This window comes from Halovenus anhuiensis (assembly GCF_037080055.1).
In the GTDB taxonomy this organism is placed as follows: domain Archaea; phylum Halobacteriota; class Halobacteria; order Halobacteriales; family Haloarculaceae; genus Halovenus.
Window position 1 is genome coordinate 203,864 of record NZ_JBAOJI010000001.1, and the last position, 16,921, is coordinate 220,784.

Annotated in this window: 17 protein-coding genes; 6 read left to right on the forward strand and 11 right to left on the reverse strand. The window is 61.6% G+C overall.

Features of this window, described 5'->3' with window-relative positions:
- Window positions 1–5 precede the first annotated feature (5 nt).
- On the reverse strand, window positions 6–290 hold the full coding sequence (locus V8P86_RS01045) for a DUF7967 family protein (RefSeq protein WP_336325380.1): 285 nt from the start codon (window positions 288–290) through the stop codon (window positions 6–8).
- Between the two features lie 111 nt (window positions 291–401).
- Between V8P86_RS01045 and V8P86_RS01050 the strand changes: the two genes are divergently transcribed.
- A complete protein-coding gene (locus V8P86_RS01050) occupies window positions 402–2,327 on the forward strand; it encodes a CheF family chemotaxis protein (RefSeq protein WP_336325381.1) in 1,926 nt (641 codons plus the stop codon).
- Window positions 2,328–2,332: 5 nt separating this feature from the next.
- On the opposite strand, the gene pth2 is transcribed toward V8P86_RS01050, so the two are convergent.
- A complete protein-coding gene (gene pth2, locus V8P86_RS01055) occupies window positions 2,333–2,671 on the reverse strand; it encodes a peptidyl-tRNA hydrolase Pth2 (protein ID WP_336325382.1) in 339 nt (112 codons plus the stop codon).
- 87 nt (window positions 2,672–2,758) lie between these two features.
- Here pth2 and dcd point away from each other — a divergent pair, with 87 nt between their 5' ends.
- The 3 genes from dcd to V8P86_RS01070 are packed head-to-tail and all read left to right on the forward strand — an operon-like array spanning window position 2,759 to window position 4,907.
- Window positions 2,759–3,346, forward strand: coding sequence for a dCTP deaminase (gene dcd / locus V8P86_RS01060; RefSeq protein ID WP_336325383.1), 588 nt, complete (start codon window positions 2,759–2,761; stop codon window positions 3,344–3,346).
- Between the two features lie 3 nt (window positions 3,347–3,349).
- Complete coding sequence (locus tag V8P86_RS01065; RefSeq protein WP_336325384.1) at window positions 3,350–4,249, forward strand: thiamine-phosphate synthase family protein; 900 nt, start codon at window positions 3,350–3,352, stop codon at window positions 4,247–4,249.
- On the forward strand, window positions 4,242–4,907 hold the full coding sequence (locus V8P86_RS01070) for a class I SAM-dependent methyltransferase (protein WP_336325385.1): 666 nt from the start codon (window positions 4,242–4,244) through the stop codon (window positions 4,905–4,907). Before V8P86_RS01065 ends, V8P86_RS01070 begins: the two co-directional genes overlap by 8 nt.
- Window positions 4,908–4,925: 18 nt before the next feature.
- On the opposite strand, the gene V8P86_RS01075 is transcribed toward V8P86_RS01070, so the two are convergent.
- Window positions 4,926–5,690, reverse strand: coding sequence for a DUF7001 family protein (locus V8P86_RS01075; protein WP_336325386.1), 765 nt, complete (start codon window positions 5,688–5,690; stop codon window positions 4,926–4,928).
- 124 nt (window positions 5,691–5,814) lie between these two features.
- On the reverse strand, window positions 5,815–7,560 hold the full coding sequence (locus V8P86_RS01080; RefSeq protein ID WP_336325387.1) for a DUF7096 domain-containing protein: 1,746 nt from the start codon (window positions 7,558–7,560) through the stop codon (window positions 5,815–5,817).
- A 146-nt stretch (window positions 7,561–7,706) separates the two neighbouring features.
- On the opposite strand from V8P86_RS01080, the gene V8P86_RS01085 reads away from it, so the two are divergent.
- Window positions 7,707–8,822 carry a helix-turn-helix transcriptional regulator gene (locus V8P86_RS01085; protein WP_336325388.1) on the forward strand — a complete coding sequence of 372 codons (1,116 nt, stop codon included), beginning with the start codon at window positions 7,707–7,709 and terminating at the stop codon, window positions 8,820–8,822.
- Between the two features lie 3 nt (window positions 8,823–8,825).
- Here V8P86_RS01085 and V8P86_RS01090 read toward each other — a convergent pair whose 3' ends face one another.
- From V8P86_RS01090 to V8P86_RS01120, 7 genes are all read right to left on the reverse strand, one after another.
- On the reverse strand, window positions 8,826–9,653 hold the full coding sequence (locus V8P86_RS01090; protein WP_336325389.1) for an ABC transporter permease: 828 nt from the start codon (window positions 9,651–9,653) through the stop codon (window positions 8,826–8,828).
- On the reverse strand, window positions 9,650–10,750 hold the full coding sequence (locus tag V8P86_RS01095) for an ABC transporter ATP-binding protein (protein ID WP_336325390.1): 1,101 nt from the start codon (window positions 10,748–10,750) through the stop codon (window positions 9,650–9,652). The genes V8P86_RS01090 and V8P86_RS01095 overlap by 4 nt, the downstream gene beginning before the upstream one ends.
- 43 nt (window positions 10,751–10,793) lie before the next feature.
- Window positions 10,794–11,576, reverse strand: coding sequence for an acetoacetate decarboxylase family protein (locus tag V8P86_RS01100; protein WP_336325391.1), 783 nt, complete (start codon window positions 11,574–11,576; stop codon window positions 10,794–10,796).
- Window positions 11,577–11,581: 5 nt separating this feature from the next.
- Window positions 11,582–12,946 carry an alpha/beta fold hydrolase gene (locus V8P86_RS01105; RefSeq protein WP_336325392.1) on the reverse strand — a complete coding sequence of 455 codons (1,365 nt, stop codon included), beginning with the start codon at window positions 12,944–12,946 and terminating at the stop codon, window positions 11,582–11,584.
- Between the two features lie 776 nt (window positions 12,947–13,722).
- Window positions 13,723–14,079: a DUF7344 domain-containing protein gene (locus tag V8P86_RS01110; protein ID WP_336325393.1), complete on the reverse strand. Its 357-nt coding sequence runs from the start codon at window positions 14,077–14,079 to the stop codon at window positions 13,723–13,725.
- A 175-nt stretch (window positions 14,080–14,254) separates the two neighbouring features.
- Window positions 14,255–14,770: an Lrp/AsnC family transcriptional regulator gene (locus tag V8P86_RS01115; protein ID WP_336325394.1), complete on the reverse strand. Its 516-nt coding sequence runs from the start codon at window positions 14,768–14,770 to the stop codon at window positions 14,255–14,257.
- Between the two features lie 83 nt (window positions 14,771–14,853).
- Window positions 14,854–16,188, reverse strand: coding sequence for a hemolysin family protein (locus V8P86_RS01120; protein WP_336325395.1), 1,335 nt, complete (start codon window positions 16,186–16,188; stop codon window positions 14,854–14,856).
- Window positions 16,189–16,359: 171 nt separating this feature from the next.
- On the opposite strand from V8P86_RS01120, the gene V8P86_RS01125 reads away from it, so the two are divergent.
- Entirely contained in the window at window positions 16,360–16,917 is a 558-nt protein-coding gene (locus tag V8P86_RS01125) for a MaoC family dehydratase (protein WP_336325396.1), read from the forward strand.
- The last annotated feature ends 4 nt before the right edge of the window (window positions 16,918–16,921 follow it).

Genomic DNA, 16,921 nt, shown 5'->3' on the forward strand with positions numbered 1-16,921 from the left:
GCCGATCAGATCGGATCGTCGGGGTCGTGAACGTCGGCCATCCGCTCCGCTTCGGCGGCGTACCGCTGCTGTAACTGTTCGTCGTCGACGCTGCCGAGATTTTCTGGCTCCGCCTCGACCGCTGCCGTCGTTGCCCGCGTGTCCGTGTAGGACGTGAGCGCCCGCTCTTTGCGGAAGTACTGGCTCCCGTCCGGCGTCGCGTAGGTGAGGATGATCAGATTCTGTTCGTCGTCAGAGTACGTCCGCTCGACGAGCCAGACTTGGACCGTCTCCTCGGATTCTGATTCCATACTGGATCTTGACGGCTCGGCGAGAAGAAACTGCTGGGCGTTCTCATCGCCAGAGAGTCCTGCCGGGTTGACAGGGATAGATTTTCATTGTGGGGGGCCTCACTGCCACCAATGGCGTCAACGCCCTCGCCCGCCGACGCGCTCTCTCCCGAGGGATTCTACAGCCTCTATCTCGGCGGGCTGACTCTCGAATCCGAGACACGTCGCAGGGACGCGTGCTACGTGATCGCACTCGTCGGCCGGCTCGGTCTCCGTCCCGAAGAGGTGACACACCTCCACGAGGACTGGATCGACTGGGAGCGCGGCGAGGTCCAGATTCCCGCACGAGATCCCTGCGCCTGCCGTCACTGCTTCGCCGACGCCCGCCAACGCAAGGAAGAAACGGGAACGGACCGCTCGGTCGAGGAGATTGTCGGCGAAACGTGCTGGTCGCCGCCCGGCGGCGCTTCCGGCGCGCGAACGATCCCGTTCGGCTGGTCGCGTCGGCTCACTGCCGCTATCGACGGCGTGCTCGGCGAACATCCCTATCTCGATACCGACGTGGCGGGAATCGAGCAGATTCTCACTGATGCCGCAGCGAACGCGTGGGAACTGGACACGGAGTCGATCACGACAGAGACACTCCGCGCCTCGGCCGGGGAGTTTCTCGCGACGGCCGGCTTCGGCCCGCGGCGACTCGCCGACCTGCTTGCAGTCGACGAAGAGACAGCAGGGGAGTTCGCACGCGTCGGCGGCGGCGAACTCAGGGAGTATCTCTACCGGTCGCTCGGTCCCGAGGCAGCACCCGACATCTGCGGAGAGGATTCGCAGTACCGGCTCGTCTGCGACCCGACACCGTTCGAGCGCGAACCGTTCGATCCGGTCCAGTACGACGCTCGGTGGCGCGGAGACCGAGCCGAAGAGGTCGAACCCCGCGGTCGAAACCCGAGACCGATCGAACCATCTTCCGGGAGCACGTTCGATCCCGCTGCGCTCGACATCCGCGAGCCGTCGGCTGACAGCGGCTCCCAACTCGTCAGTGCTTCTCTGGTCGACTGGGTGCGCCGACGCGAATCCCAGCGAGACCGCTACGCCGAGACGGGATCATCCGGTGTCGGTGCCGGCGACCAGCCCGTCGAGTACCGCGATCAGGTCACCTCACCTGTGCAGGTCTCTGTCTCGACGCGATTCGCCGGGCAGGGTATCGAGAACGGGCGGCCGACCGGTGGATCGATCGTCCTCGGCCAGCGCGAACTCGTGCTTGTCTCGCGCGATCAGACCGGCGTCGCCGACACGCTCCGGATCCCCTTCGACTCGATTGTCGACGTCGCGCCAGGCTACGTCCCCGGCCCGCTCGAAGGCGTCTTCGACGAGACGGTCGGCGTCGCCTACAACGACGACCGCGACGATCGGAAAATCGTCGTCTGTGAACTCCCGCGCGATATCGGCTGGGACTTTCAGCAGACGCTGTTCACCTCTCTGCTCGACGACGTCGAGACTGTCGCGGCGAATCTCTCCGAAGGGATCGACGATATCTCCGAAATCGAACCCGAGACGCGCACTCTCTCGACGACCGAGCGGACGATCAAACTCGAAAACCCGGACACAGAGACGCTCCCGGTTCGGATTCGCCTGTCGACGATTGTCGGTATCGAGGAGAAACCGATGGAGACGGAGGTGGGCTACCAGATGGGCCTGACGATCCATCACCTCCGGGTCAACGCCAACGTCGTTACGATGGAGATGCGGCCGACCAGCGAGGTCGAAAAACAACTTCTCCAGCGCTTCCTGACCGAACATCACGAGCGACAACTGGCGAAGGCCCGCAACGCCTCGCTGTCGAACGAACAGCGGGAAGTGCTCGACGCGCTGCACGACGCGGGCGACGGCCGTGATCTCGTCGCAATTGTCGATATGAACACTTCTCGGGTCTCGAAGGTCGTCCAGTCGCTGAAAGACCTCGGTCTCGTCCGGGACAGCAGAACAGGGGTCGCACTGACTGGCACGGGCTATCTGGTCACCAGCGGCGGCTCACTGCTGTTCGACAGGACGGATTGAGTATCTCAGTACAGCGAGAGTTCGCCGGTCACAGCGTCGACAGCGCGTTCGCTCGCCGGGCCGACGGCGACGGTCGTCGCGGTCCCGGGTTCGAGTTCTGTGTGGCCTGCATCCCGGACGATGGCGTGGGGCAGTCGCTCGACCTGGGCTTTCTCGTTGATCTCGAACAACTCGGCCTCGCTGTTGGCCTGGAGGACGATTTTCTTCTGACCGCCACCTTTCCATTCCCGCTGTGCGGCCCCGTCTGCCTCCTCGTAGGCTTGCAGTGAGGCGTGAGCCACTTGTGCGGCGAGTTTGCCCTCGCCCATGCCGAGGTCTGCGCGCGCGACGATTGCCTGTTTCATGCTCCGGACTCGGTGAGCAGGCTACAAAAAGATTCGATTGTCCGACCGGATCGGCGATTTTATTTTCTCGTGGTTCGCGTACCCAGTATGATACTCTCCGACGGTGATATTCTCGACCGCCTCGAAGACGGAGACCTCGTGATCGAACCGCTTGACGATCCCGAGATCCAGATCCAGCCCGCGAGCGTCGATCTGCGACTCGGCCGCACCTTCCTCGAGTTCCAGCGGACGAACATCCCCTGCATCCACCCCAACTCCGAACAGGAAGTCGACGACTACGTCGAGGAGACGATCATCGACGAAGACGACGAGTTCGTACTCCACCCCGGCGATTTCGTCCTCGGAACGACGAAAGAACGCGTCGAGATTCCGCCCGACCTGATCGCCCACGTCGAGGGCCGGTCGTCGCTCGGTCGGCTTGCGATTGTCGTACACGCCACAGCCGGATTGTGCGACCCCGGATACAAGGGCCAGATCACACTCGAACTCTCGAATCTCGGTGCCGCGCCCGTCGCGCTTGATCCCGATATGCGGATCTCTCAGCTGACCTTTACGGAACTCAGGAATCCGGCAGAGCGGCCCTACGGGAGCGACCGGGGCTCGAAATACCAGAATCAGGAGGGTCCGCAGGCCTCCCGGATCGGCGGCGACCGTGAGTTCGGCGGTGAGCAGTGAGCCATGAAATTCGTCGAAGAACTCGTCGTCGAGGAGTTTCTGCCCACCTTCCGTTCGCTGCTCGCCGAAGCACTACGCGAGCGCGGGTTCACCCAGAATGAGGTCGCCGAGCACCTGGGAATCAGCCAGAGCGCCGTCTCGAAGTACGTCCACGGCGACGTGGCTCGTAACGAGGCGATCATGGAGACCGAGCAAGTCCGGGAACTGGTCGACCAGCTCGCCGAGGGGCTTGCAACGGGGGAGATGACGACAGCGGAAGCGTTGATCGAGGCGGAAATCTGCATCCGAGAACTGGAACGCGGGGGCATCCTCGCCGATCTGCACGCCGAGGCAGTCCCGGAAATCGACTCTTACGATGGCGAGTTTGCCATTCACGACCCGGACAGTAGGCTCCGCGAGGCCAATCGCGCTCGTGCGTCGGTCCGGCGAGGGCTCCGAACGCTCCAAAACACGCCGGGATTCCCCCAGCGGATTCCCGCTGTCGGCTCAAATCTCGTCCAATGCCTTCCCGACGCCGAGACGATAGACGACGTGGTCGGCGTGCCGGGACGACTGCTGTCGGTCCGCGGACAGCTTACGGTCCCCGGCGAACCGGAGTTCGGCGTCAGCCAGCACGTCGCGAGCGTGTTGCTGGCCGCTCGGGCCGCCGGCAGCGACCACCGCGCAACCGTTAACGTCAGCTACAGCGAGGAGTTAGTCGAGACGCTGACTGAACAGGGACACACCGCCGTCGAGTTCGACGCCGACGCCGAGATCGAACAGGCAATCGCCGACGCTCTCGACAAGCATCCGGAGGCGACTGTCCTCTACCAGAGCGGCGGGTACGGAATCGAGCCGATCCTGTATCTCTTCGGTGAGGACGCGCCGACGGTCGCGACGGCGCTCCGGGAACTCGATGAGTGAACTCGATCCCACCCAGCAGTTCTACACTCGCTGGGCCGAGTTGTACGACCACATCGCGACAGCGCCGGGCGTGACCTCCTGGCGCGAGCGAATCGTCGGGATGCTGTCGCTGTCACCCGGGGACACTGTCGTCGAAATGGGCTGTGGCACCGGCGCGAACTTCCCCTACCTGCGGGAGGCGGTCGGTCCGAAGGGGACGGTAGTCGGAGTCGACCTCGTTGAGGCGATGCTCGCCGGCGCTCGCGACCGGATCGACCGCCGTGGGTGGCAAAACGTCCACGTCGTCCGCGGCGATGCAACTCGGCCACCAATCGAGCAGGCGGATGCGATCGTTTCGACGTTTCTGATCGGGATGCTGCAAGATCCGCAAACAGCAGTTGCGGAGTGGATCGATCACCTCACACCGGGCGGCCGGATTGCGATTATGAACGCCGGCCGGTGTGATCGGGCGCTCGCTGCTCCCATCAATCTCCTCTTTCGGCTGTTCGTGCGATTCTCCAGTCCGGGCGGTCGACTCGCTCGGGAGTCTCCGGCCGCAGCACTCGAAGCGCGCTGGCGAAGTGCGCGTGACACGCTCGAACGCGAGACTCTCGGGTTCGAAACGGAGACTATGGGGCTGGGATTCGTTCGCAGCGCGCGCGGTCAGGTGCCCGATTGAGAACTCACCGCCGTTCGATTACGGACTGTACAAGTCGTTGTGCTTCGAGCAGAACTCGGGGTCCCGGAGCTGCGCGTCGATGACTCCGGGCTGGCGGTGCGGATTGGCCAGTCGACAGCCATCAGTCACACAGAATCCCTCGCCGGTTTCGAGATAGTGGAACGCCTGCAGAACGTAGCCTTTCAGCGCGTCGGTCGTCCGCGGGTCGTCCTCGACGAGGAAGTCGCCCTCGACCTGCGATTCGAGGACTTCCCGCGGCGGCGTGTCCCCGGAGACCAGCGCATGTTTCTGTTTCTCTTTGTAGTAGGATTCGGGTTTGGCCGGTGCTTCGTACAATCCGGGAACTGAAACCAAGGCTGGTTGGCCGAGCACGTTGACACGTTTGTGCCACCTGCCGTCGTGGTCGCCCCACGTCCCGAGTGCCCGACTCGTGAGAACGATATGCAGGTGATCCAGTCCTCGCTCGCCGTCGGGGAGTCGCTCGCCGAGCAAGCGCTGTACCGCCAGGCCGTCGTAGATGACGCCCCCTGCCTGCTCCGGTGAATCGAGCGCTCGCTGCTCGTAGCGGACGATACCCAGCATCGTGTTTCCGGTGTCGCGGTCGTACGGCGAGAGAACCCGCGTTTTCGCGAACTCTTCGGCCAGTTCGTCGTCGGCCCGCGTCGCGGTGAACCGCTCGCGAACGTCGACCGAGGGCTCGATCCGGTCGTCGAGCCACCCCGCAATCTCTCCGGCATCGGCGACTGTCGACGGCGCCCGATAGAGTGTAACCTGCTCGACCATACGATCCCTACGTGGTCCCGTCAATGAAACGTTTTGTTCTCCGATACAGCAACCTGGACAGGGTAACCGTGTACTCGGTTGATCAGTCGTCAGGACTGAGAACCGCCGGAGTACTCAGGCGAGGTTAGTTGTCGTCGCTGTCGTCGTCATCGTCGCTCTCCCCCTCGTCGTCGTCATCGTCATCAGTCTCTTCGTCGTCATCGGATTCTTCGCCGTCTTCCGTTTCTTCCTCAGTTTCCTCTTCTTTTTCCTGCTCATCGTCCCCTTCGGTGTTTTCGGTTTCTCCTTCGTCGTCCTCGCTCTCCTCTTCGTCATCTTCACTCTCCTCGCCGTCTTCTCCCTCCTCTTCGTCATCTTCACTTTCCTTGCCGTCTTCTCCCTCCTCTGTCTCATCTTCCTCCTCTTCGTTTTCTTCGCTGTTTTCCTCTTCTTCTTCTTCCTCATCCGATTCGTCTTCTTCGTCCAGTTCGTATTCGAGTTCGGCTTCGCGGTCGTCGTACTCGATGTCGATTTCGAGTTCATTCTCGGCGAAGGTCAACGAAGTCGTTCCGTCTGGGCCGGTCGTGTTCGTCACGTTCTCGTTGAGCGTGACAGTCGCACCCTCGACCGGTTGGCCGTCGAGACCGACCGAGACGGTGATTGTATCACCCTCGATGTCTGCGGTCGCGGCGAGTTCTTCGTCGTCTTCGTCCTCGAACTCGAATTCCAGTTCACCCTCGGCATCGTTCAGGGTGGCGCCGATATCGATCTCTTCCTTCTCGGGGAGGGTCACGGAAATCTGGCCGTCAGCGTCCGTCTCACCGACGCGCTCGTCGTTGATTTGCACCGAAGCGTTCGAGACCTGCTCCCCGCCACCAGTGACCGCGAGCGTGACATTCGCGCCCGGTGCTGGCTCTCCCTCGACCACGTTGATCGCGAGGTCTTCGAGTTCTGATTCCTCGTCGTCATCGTCGTCGGGTGCTTCGATCGACTCCTCGAACTCGAAGATCGTCCCGCTCGATCCGTCGACGGAGACTTCAGCCTCGCCCTCGCCGGGGCCCTGATACGCGAACTCGAACTCGTAGGCTCCGTCGTCGGTACTGATGCCGGTCAGCGCCCACTCCTCTGCGGGTCGGCTGAGTTCCGCCTCGGCGATATTTAGCGCGGCAGACTGGTTGATGTCGTACGAATTCGAGTCGTCGTCCTCACGAGGTCGCTCGAACTGCCGGGAATGCTCGCCGTCGCTCTCGACGGAGAGTTCGATCCGGTCGCCGACCTCGATCTCGATCTCACTGGCGCCGCCCTGGGTGAACTGGCCGAGCACTGCGGCAGCGCTTTTCCCGGTCAGGGGATTGATCCCTGCGGTGATTTCCGCGAGGTCGTCCTCGGTAATACCGACTGCTCGACGCTCTGCATCCGAGAGATCTGCCGCCCGTGCTTCGAGCCGAGCGGTGCTCTTCTCGACGTTGGTCGCCGTCCCGCTTAGTGCCGCGATTCGCTGTGCGTACTCGTCCGTACTGACTTCTCCCTGCTCGTAGGACTCTGTCAGTGCTGCGTACGCTGTTTTGAGTTCCGCCGACCGGTTTTCGAGTTCAGCCGCTCGCTCGGCGATCAGGTCGGCGCGTTCGGTCGCGTTTGCCTGCTCGAACCGCTGATCGAAGCCGACGTTTTCGGCCTCGGTTCGGATCTCAGCGCTGGTCGTCGTGACGACCGTCGAAAGTTGTTCTCCGACTTCCACCGAGAGTTCCGTTCCGTTTGTTGCGTCCTGTGTTGCTGTTCCCGAATCAGAGCCCGTGTCGACGAGACCGACAGCGGCCCCTGCCGGGAACAGCAGTGCCAAAACGACGGCCACGGTGACGGTGACCGTCGCGGCAGGTTTGAGCTGACTCATTACCGATCGATAGATGTCATACCTACTTTAACCGGGCTGATACTCCCGGCTCTTTGCCCCGAGTTGCCCACAGTTGCAGCGAATTTCAGCCGTTTGCAGCCCGTTCAACGTCGTATTTATATTGATCCGAGAAAAACCCACAGGCAGTGCCTACCTGTCGAAGACAGTTGAGTTCGCTCGCGCTGATTGCCGCGCTTCTGCTCGGACTGACGATTGCCGGCCCAGTCGCTGGGACTACTCCGAGCAGCACCGACATCGCGAGCGTCGAATTCACCCAGTCCTCGCCCGATATTCAGACCCAATCCACGCCGGAAACCGATACGACGACGACCCGGATCGCGATCCGAGAGAATGGCTCCGCCGAGTGGGAGTTGACGATCCGCATGGCGCTTGAAACCGACACGGATGTCGAAGAATTTGCAGCGTTCCAGGAAGAGTTCGAGCAGAATCGCTCACAGTACGTCGGTCAGTTCCGCGAGCAGATGACCGGCGTCGTCGAAAACGCAGCGACGGCGACGAACCGGGAGATGACCGCGGCAGCCTTCGAGGGCGAGACGGGGGTCCAGGAAGCACCCCGGCGATGGGGATACGTGACCTATCGCTTCGACTGGGACGGGTTTGCCCAGACTGCGGAGGGAACGGTCACAGTTGGCGATGTCTTCCGGGGCGGCTACTTCCTCGAAGAAGACGACATCCTGATCATCGAGGGTCCGGGCGAGTACGACACAAAATCGACCGACCCGACCCCGGACCGGCAGCGAAGCGGGGAACTCCAGTGGAACGGGCCAGCCTCCTTCGAGAACGAACGACCGGAAGTCGTCTTCACGGATGGCTCCGGAACGACTGACGACGGATCGGACACGCCCGCCAGCGGGACCTCCCCCACGCTGTTCGCTGTCGCCGGAGTCGTTCTCGTTCTCGTCGTCGCCGGCATCACCTACGGCCGGTATTGGCAGTCCCGTTCCAACGAGGATCATCTCGACGAACGGGCTTCAGGGGCCACAACGGCCCCAATCGACGAGTCCACGACATCGGAGGCAGCGACAGCGGATCTCGATGAGCTAGCGACGGACGAAGATCAGGTGGTGTCGCTGCTGGAATCCGAGGGCGGTCGCATCCGGCAGGCAGAGATCGCAGACCGACTCGACTGGTCGCCCTCGAAAACGTCTCGCGTGCTCTCGGACCTGGCCGAGGAGGACACCATCGAGAAACTCCGCATCGGTCGCGAAAACGTGATCGATCTGGCCGACGAGGAGACGTAGCGCTCAGTAATCGCCGAGGACGCCGAGTCGCCTCGCTCGCCGTGTGGCCACCTCGAAGACGACGTAGCCCCCCAGCAGATAGCCCGCCGCGACGGCGACCAGTAGCCCGAGATCGAGCAAACCGAACTCCCAGAGCCGAACACCGTCGACCATCGCTCGCTGGAGCATGGCGCTGCCGTGTGCGAGCGGCAGCACTCTGGTCCACGGCAGGTCGAACACAGGTGCGGAGATGAGCACGACGAAACCGAACTGGAGGAGATTCAGCCAGTTGCCGATGCGCTTGTACAGCACCGTTACGCCGCCGGCGGCAAAGCCGAGTCCGAGCACCGAGGTGATCGACAGCGCTGCAACCGGGATCACCGTCAGCGGATCGAGACTGAGAGATCTGCCTGTGAGCAGGAGCATGACCGCGAGCACCACCGCCGAGGTGAGAAATGTTCTGACGAGTTTGGCGACGCCTTTGATCAGGGCGACTGGTGCGAATCCGAACGGGGTCGTGATGTGCCGTTCGAGCGTCCCCCACTGCACCTCGCTGCCGATATCGTTCGAGACTGCCGAGTAGGCACCGACCGACAGTGTCCAGAGGAAGTAGCCGACGATGATGCCGTCGAGCGAGTCAGTCAGCGCCTGCCCGGCGATCAACCGACCGCCGTAGAACAGCATGCCGAAGAAAATCAACGACACGACGATGCCACCGATTGCGTTGGCAGGGTATCGGACGAAAATCAGATACTCGCGGTACAGCACCGCCCGCGCGAGGTGGTAGAACGTCGCCGGTCGTGGCCCGGATTCCTCGTCGGCCCCAGGGACCACTGGGTCTGCTTCCGTCATCGTAGCCCTCCCGCCTTATCGGAACTGATTCCGCTTCCGTCGCCAGTGAGTTCGACGAACACGTCTTCCAGCGTCGGATCGAGCGTCTCGATTCGGTCGATCACAACGCCCGCTTCGCGGAGCAGATCCATCAGATCGTAGAGATCCTCGCCGCTGGCTTCGATATCGAGTTGGCACCCGCTCGCGGAGCGGTCGACTGTGGCCACGTCGAACCAGGTTTCGATGCGCCGCACCGTCGCCGGGGTGATCTCTGGGCTCTCGATACTGACGAGATCACGGTCCGCCCGAGCGAGCAGCGCCTCGACGCTGTCGTCGGCGACGATTCGCCCCTCGGACATGACGATCACGCGGTCACACACGTCCTCGATGACGGTCATGTTGTGGCTACTGACGACGATTGTCAGCCCTTCCTCGCGAGCAAGCCGTTTGAGTTCGGCCCTGAGAGTCCGCGAAGACTCGATATCCAGCCCCAGAGTCGGTTCGTCCAGAAAGACCAGTTCCGCACCGCCCGCGAGCACGCTCGCCAGCGAGACTTTCTGTTTCATCCCTCGCGAGAGATTCCGAACCGGCGTGTCGGCGTACTCGGTGAGGTCGAGACGGTCGAGCAGTCGGTCGTGTCGGTCCGCGACCGAGTCGGGGTCGACGCCGCTGATCGTCGCGAAGTATCTGAGATTCTCCCGGACCGTGAGCCGCCAGTAATCGTTGCGAGCGCCTTCGAGCATAGCGTCCACGTCGGCGTAGGCTGTGCGGCGACCGTCGGTCACGTCCGATCCGAACACCCGAACATCCCCCTCGTCCGGGAGCACCATCCCCAGCGCCGACTTGATCAGGGTTGTCTTGCCCGCGCCGTTCGGGCCGAGCAATCCCACGACAGCGCCGCGGTCGATACTGAAACTCACGTCGTCGACTGCGAGGACGCCGTCGTCGCCCCCGAACCGCTTCGAGACGCCATCGACGACCAACGCCGCGTCGCTGATCGATTCCGCACTGTCGGCGGACGTACGGCTCACCCCGGAACGCTCGTTCGCTGTCGAAGAATCCGACCGAAGATCAGTAGCATCTGCTGGTTCACTGCCGGTCGACGCGGGCCGTTCCATTATCGTCCATAGGGGTTCGAGCGAAATAAACTCCCCGCGGGAGCTACTCTTCGCTCAGGTAATCCCGAACCGGTCTGCCCTGCGAGTAGGTGATCGTGATCGTCCCGTACAGTACGGATGGCGTCGACAGCGGTTCGATCGGGGCGAACTGCTGGAACGAAGACCCCTCGGGAAAGTCGAACTCGACAGCAGAGACCTGTGCACTCGCCAGTTCGCAGATGAAGGGAATCGGAATCTCGACAAGTTCGCTGATCTGCGGTGTTCCGCCGCTTGGATCGGGAATCTGCCGGTGCGCGTAGTAGTTGAGATGGCCCGACAGCGTGTCGATCTGGTCGTCGTCGACCGAGGCCGTCGTCGTGATTACAGGTTCATCGTCGACAGTTAGCGTCGAAGTCAGTTCGTCGCCGTCTTCTTCCCACGTGCAACTGCCGGGCATGCAGGGAATACCCATCGTCTCCCGGACGAACGATTGCATCTCCGGTGAGTCGTTCCAGTAGCCGACCCAGTATCGCCCCGGAATCGACATCTCACCGCCTGCTTCGCTGAGCGCCGAGCTATCGTGATCTGCAATCTCGACGGTCAGATAGGTCAGTGAGTACGGCGGCAGATGGCCCGTCTGTGTCGCCGAGGGGACCCGGTACATGTTCATCTGGACCAGATTGTTAGGATGGGGTTCCAGCCCCGGCGGAAGCACCGACTCCAGCACCTCGGGGTCGGCCTCGTAGCCGATCACGAGCGCGCGTGCGTCCTTGACGATCTGTGGTGCGGGTATCTGTTCTCCTTGCGGCATGCCGCTGTACGTCGTTGGATCAAGTGAGTCTGTCATCGTGATCACCGATTTGCGTCCACGTCGAAGTCCTCCGGACGGAACACTTCGGGCAGCGGTTCTGCTCGGTCGCCTCGAATATCCGCCAGCACCGGTTTCAGATACTCGGGGAATAGATGCGGCCGTTCAGCCATCGGGAAGTGGCCGGTCGCTTTCATCTCGTGGGCCGTTGCGCCCTCGCCGATCGCGTCGGCCGCCTGCCGGGCGTCGTCCGGGTTGGTCAGGTAATCGTACTCCCCGTTCATCAGGTACATCCGCGTCGCCGTCGCGTCGATATTTGCGGCGTCCTCGCGGTAGTCGTGTTCGACCGAGTAGTAGTACAGATCACCTTTCAGAACGCCGTTAGCACTTTGTTCGTAGTTGTACAGCGTTTCCCGGCGCGCCCACTCGGGACTGTGTGGCGCCATCAGCCCCCACGTCGCCCACGAGTTCACGTCGTTGGTGTTGATATGTGGATGGTCCAGCCAGCCGATGTAGAATCCGGGCGTGAACAGGCCGACTTCCAGCCCGATCAGTGCCCGGAAGCGGTCCGGGTACCAGTCGCCCAGTTCGAGCGTAATTGTTCCGCCCATGCTCGATCCGATGAAGACTGGATCGGCCAGATCGAGCGCGTCGGCAATCCCGACGATGGTGTCGGTGAATCGTTCGGCCGTCAGATCGTACTGGTCGGTCCACCACGATTCCCCCGACGGCGGGACGGACTTGCCGTGATGTGGCAGGTCGTAGGCGATAACCCTGAACTCGTCGGTTATCTCCTCGTCGTTGAGGACGTGGCGCCACTGCTGGTTGTTACAACCGGCGGTGTGCTGACAGAGCAGCGGAATCCCGTCCTCTGGACCGGCCGCCTCGTAGTAGATCCGATGATCGACGCCGTCGAGTTCGACGGTCACGAACCCACCCTCTGCGGCGTCGGTGGCCTCCGGCGGCCGCGTCGTTCCCTCCGTTTTCGGCGTTCTCCCGTTTTCGGTCGTTCGCATCAGTTCGATTGCTCGCTGGAACGACCGGAAGTTCTGGAAAATTTTCTTGTGATCGCCGATCAGGTCGAAATAGCCCTCCTCCTGTTTGACTGCCGTCCGGTAAAACGAGGCGAACAGTTCGTTGTGGTGTGCCGGCGGCACTTCCTGGACGAACTGCTCCCACGCCTCTCGGGGTCCGACGACGCCGAACGACCACGAGTCGTCGAGTCCCGGGGTCCGCACAGTCTCGACCGCACCGTCGTCCATTTCGATGAGATGGTGCTGCTCTCCGATTCCGATTAGGAAATTCTCGTCGAACGCGTCCCGCCCGTGCATCGTCATCTCGGTGTCCTCGTTGACCACGTCCCGATACGCCTCCCACCACTGGTCGCTTGCGAATGTTGTCTCTGTCATATCCCTGTTTCCCGTTGTGTGGTACGGTACCGTACCATCAGTATCTGTCATCTGGTAAAAGCATAAACCCACCGGCGAGCGAAACGTCGTAATCTCGAAGGTTGAGTGTTTTCACCTCCCGATTTTGGAGCGGTTTCGAGACAGTTGCAGTCCATTTCACGTCCGTGTTCGGGTCGAAATTCGCTGCAACCGTCGGAGAACCGTTGCATTTCATTCAATTTCACTGAACAGTTTCCGCGGTTTATGATCGGGTATTCACAAGGGGAGTCTGCAATGAGACTCACAGCGTCGGCGACCGGCCCACCCACACAGCGTCTGCCGGTCCCGGTTAGTTCGCGTCGCACCGTCCGGGAGTCGGGTACCGAATCGAGCCAGACCGAAGGGGTGAGTAGTTGATGTCCGCCGGCAATTCCCTTCCCGGAGAGAGTCTTGGCTCGCGGGTCGTCGACCGCATTTAGCCGTATCTGGGGCTGTTCGCGTTGCTCGGTGCTGTCCTCGGTGTTGGGCTGGCAGTGGAACGGTTCGTCGGCGATCCGGGTTCGGCGCTGGCTCCCTACCGGTTGTTCTTTCAGTTGATCGTCGCCGGCGTCGTTCTCGCGGTCCTGCAGAACGATATCGGGCTGAGTACGTACGGTCTCTTCGGGCCAATGATCATTGCATTCATCCTGGTCGCGGCCGGCCCGCTGTGGGGGCTGGCCCTCTTTTTGAACCAATTCGACAGACAAAAAAACCCGGCACAGCGTCGTGGATGGAGCGACTGTGATCGAGGCTTGTTTTCACTCGTTCGCGTCGGGATTCGCATAGCCGTCGATACGTGCGGCCTCCTCTACAAACGGGCCGTGGCCGTTCATCCCTTCGAGTTCGACCGATTGCTCGTCCTGCGTGAACGTGATGAGGCCAGCATCGGCGAGGTGCGGAAGATGCCTATGATGGAGGGCGATCTCGATCTGTCCGGCCGTCTCTCGTCCCCCAGTCACGGATGGACCGTCCAGTTCGTTGGCGAGCATTGCTGCGAGGGTCTCGATGTCGACTCCCCCGGAGTGTGTTCGCAGGTAGTACAACACGTACCGTCGGTAGGGATGTTCCAAGAGCTCGAACGTCTCACCCAATCTCGCTGCGTTCGATGATGCCATATTTTACCCCTTGAGCCGAACCGACTTAATGTCTTTTTTGAAATAATTATATGTATTTTACATTTCCGAGTGAGGCCGAGGGTTTGTTTGACATTTCCAAGGAAGAGGGGCCGATGGAACGGAGAGCGCGGGTCGGAATTCAGATCTCCAACAAATCGTCCGACTTGGCGGGCGGCTACTCGTCGTCCGAACCGATTTCCTCGGGTGTGTCGGCGTCCTCGGTGGCGAACTCCTGATGGAAGTGATTCCACGGCTGGATGTGTTCTTTTGCCAGGATGTCGCTACTTACGATTCGCAGACCGAGGTCGTCTAACTGGTCGGTACTCTCCTCGATCTCGGAGGTCGATTCGGCGACAACTTCGACGTGGAGGTTCTCCTCGCCGGACAGCATCTCCCGGACGTTGACGACACCCCGAACTTCGAGGGCTTTCTCCGCCATCTCCGACCGGTTGGAGAGGTCTGTCGAGCAGATGAACAACACCTGCATCGGATAGCCCGCCGCCTCGTAGTCGAGTTCTGGATTGTAGCCGAGGATGATCCCCTCCTCTTCCAGTTGCTTGATTCGGTTGTGGATGGTCGTTCCAGTTACGTCCGTTTCCGCCGCGATGTCCGTGTCAGAGGCTCCGCGAGCGTCCACCTGCAGCAGATGCAGAATGCGGCGGTCGAGATTGTTGAGTGGGTTCTCACTCATCACTGTCTATTCGTCGCCGAGTCAATTTAGTTACACGCCCGGATGTGCGGACTCGTTTCGGAACGAATCCAGCAAATCGCACCCTATTCGGATTCGTCGTCGTCCGAGTTGTCGACTGGGTGCGCTTCGACCGCGAGAATGCGGTTTCCGTCCACCTCCGTCACCTCGAACTGATAGCCCGATTCCTCGACCTCGTCGCCGACTTCGGGAGCGCGGTTGATCCGTTCGAGAACCATTCCACCGACGGTGTCGAATCCGTCGGTCTCGAACTCGCCGCCGAGGGTCTCGCTGGCAAGCGACAGCGGGACGCTCCCGTCGATGTCGTAGGCACCGTCATCTCGCCGCTGCATCGCCGGCTCTTTTTCCTGGGCGTCGAACTCGTCCCGGAGATCACCGACGACGGCTTCGACGACGTCCTCGACGGTCGCGATCCCTTCGAGCGCCCCCCACTCGTCGATGATCGCGGCCATCTGTCGCTGGTCGTCCCGGAACTGGAGGAGGAGGTCGTTGATCGGCATCGTCTCGGGAACGACGATGATCTCACGGGACAGATCCTCGGCCGTCGACCCGTTGTCGCCGTTATCGGTGGCTTCCATCACGTCTTTCACGTCGAGAAATCCGAGGACTTGGTCGTCGTTTCCGCCTTCGACGACGGGATAGCGAGTGTGCTTGGTCTCTTTGACGGTCGAGCGAATCTCCGTCAGCGAGGCGTCAGCCGGAATGCTCACCACGTCGGGTCGGGGGATCATCACCTCGCGCGCGATGGTGTCGTCGAGGTCGAACACCCGTTCGATCATGTCGACTTCGGCCATGTCGATGTGGCCCTCTTCACCGGATCTCGCAAGCACTCGCCTGATCTCGCGTTCACCGAGCGTCTCGTCGGTCTCCGAGGCCGGCGGGATGCCGATCATCCGCGTGAAGGCGTTGGCCGTTCCGTTGAACACCACGAGGCCGGGGTAGAAGATGTAATAGAAGAACTTCATCGGTGGCGCGACGAACAGTGAGAGTTTCTCTGCCTCCGCGATGGCAATCGTCTTCGGGGCCAGTTCTCCGAAGACGACGTGCAGGAATGTGATGACACTGAAACCGACGATAAAGGCGACGAGATGGATGAGACTGGCCGGGAGAATTGGTTCGAGCACGGGTTCGAGCAGCGCGGCCACAGCGGGTTCACCGACCCACCCGAGACCGAGTGAGGCGATGGTGATCCCGAGTTGGGTGACGGCCAGATAGTTGTCGAGATTTGCCACGACATCCTGAAGCGTGCCGGAACCAGCACGCCCCTCCGCGACGAGTTGTTCGACAGATGTCGAGCGGATGCGGACGAATGCGAACTCCGAAGCGACGAAAAAGCCGTTCAGGATGACCAAGAACACCGCCAGCAGCAACTGCGACGCAGAGAGAACCAGATCTACCATCGGTACCCCCGCCGGACAGCGGCCGTAGGTGAGAGCGTTTGCATACACTCCGTTTCAGCCCGTTCACTGAAATGATTGACTGATTGTCCCGTCGTGACAACGTTTGAGAACCCGCCGTTCGTAGTCGGGAACTGATGATTCGAGTGTTCGCACGCAACGGGTGGGTGGACGATGACTGACGAGGAGACCGACCGTCGGCTCGTCTCCGGCTGGGAGGGCCGGTATTTCGAGGACTTTGCCGTCGGGGACGTCTACAAACATCCCTACGGCCGGACAGTCACGGAGACGGACAACGTCTGGTTCACGAATCTGACGATGAACCTCAACCCGATGCATTTCAACGAGGCCTACGCCGCCGAAACCGAATTCAGCGAACGCCTCGTCGACGGCACCTTCGTCATCGCCCTCGCAGTTGGGATGAGCGTCATCGACATCTCCGCCAACGCGACAGCGAATCTCGGCTACGACGAAATCCGCCATCACGAGCCGGTCTATCACGGCGATACGATCTTCGCCGAATCGGAAGTCCTCGACAAGCACGAGAGTGACTCGCGCGAGCACGTCGGTATTGTCACGACCGAACTTCGGGCGTACAATCAGGACGACGACCTCGTGCTCTCGCTCGAACGGACGCCGATGGTACTCAAACGAGAGTATGCCGAGCCAACCGCAGCACAACCGACTGGCTGGCCGGAGGGAGTTGGGACGCAACCGGAGGATATCGAGTGAGTCC

Excerpts from the sequence above, each read along its gene's own strand:
- V8P86_RS01045 (WP_336325380.1), bottom strand. The coding sequence starts at position 290 with ATGGAATCAGAATCCGAGGAGACGGTCCAAGTCTGGCTCGTCGAGCGG.
- V8P86_RS01105 (WP_336325392.1), bottom strand. The coding sequence starts at position 12,946 with ATGACAGAGACAACATTCGCAAGCGACCAGTGGTGGGAGGCGTATCGG.
- V8P86_RS01065 (WP_336325384.1), top strand. The coding sequence starts at position 3,350 with ATGAAATTCGTCGAAGAACTCGTCGTCGAGGAGTTTCTGCCCACCTTC.
- V8P86_RS01125 (WP_336325396.1), top strand. The coding sequence starts at position 16,360 with ATGACTGACGAGGAGACCGACCGTCGGCTCGTCTCCGGCTGGGAGGGC.
- V8P86_RS01115 (WP_336325394.1), bottom strand. The coding sequence starts at position 14,770 with ATGAGTGAGAACCCACTCAACAATCTCGACCGCCGCATTCTGCATCTG.
- V8P86_RS01090 (WP_336325389.1), bottom strand. The coding sequence starts at position 9,653 with ATGACGGAAGCAGACCCAGTGGTCCCTGGGGCCGACGAGGAATCCGGG.
- V8P86_RS01070 (WP_336325385.1), top strand. The coding sequence starts at position 4,242 with ATGAGTGAACTCGATCCCACCCAGCAGTTCTACACTCGCTGGGCCGAG.
- V8P86_RS01095 (WP_336325390.1), bottom strand. The coding sequence starts at position 10,750 with ATGGAACGGCCCGCGTCGACCGGCAGTGAACCAGCAGATGCTACTGAT.
- dcd (WP_336325383.1), top strand. The coding sequence starts at position 2,759 with ATGATACTCTCCGACGGTGATATTCTCGACCGCCTCGAAGACGGAGAC.
- V8P86_RS01110 (WP_336325393.1), bottom strand. The coding sequence starts at position 14,079 with ATGGCATCATCGAACGCAGCGAGATTGGGTGAGACGTTCGAGCTCTTG.
- V8P86_RS01080 (WP_336325387.1), bottom strand. The coding sequence starts at position 7,560 with ATGAGTCAGCTCAAACCTGCCGCGACGGTCACCGTCACCGTGGCCGTC.
- V8P86_RS01120 (WP_336325395.1), bottom strand. The coding sequence starts at position 16,188 with ATGGTAGATCTGGTTCTCTCTGCGTCGCAGTTGCTGCTGGCGGTGTTC.
- V8P86_RS01075 (WP_336325386.1), bottom strand. The coding sequence starts at position 5,690 with ATGGTCGAGCAGGTTACACTCTATCGGGCGCCGTCGACAGTCGCCGAT.
- V8P86_RS01100 (WP_336325391.1), bottom strand. The coding sequence starts at position 11,576 with ATGACAGACTCACTTGATCCAACGACGTACAGCGGCATGCCGCAAGGA.
- pth2 (WP_336325382.1), bottom strand. The coding sequence starts at position 2,671 with ATGAAACAGGCAATCGTCGCGCGCGCAGACCTCGGCATGGGCGAGGGC.
- V8P86_RS01050 (WP_336325381.1), top strand. The coding sequence starts at position 402 with ATGGCGTCAACGCCCTCGCCCGCCGACGCGCTCTCTCCCGAGGGATTC.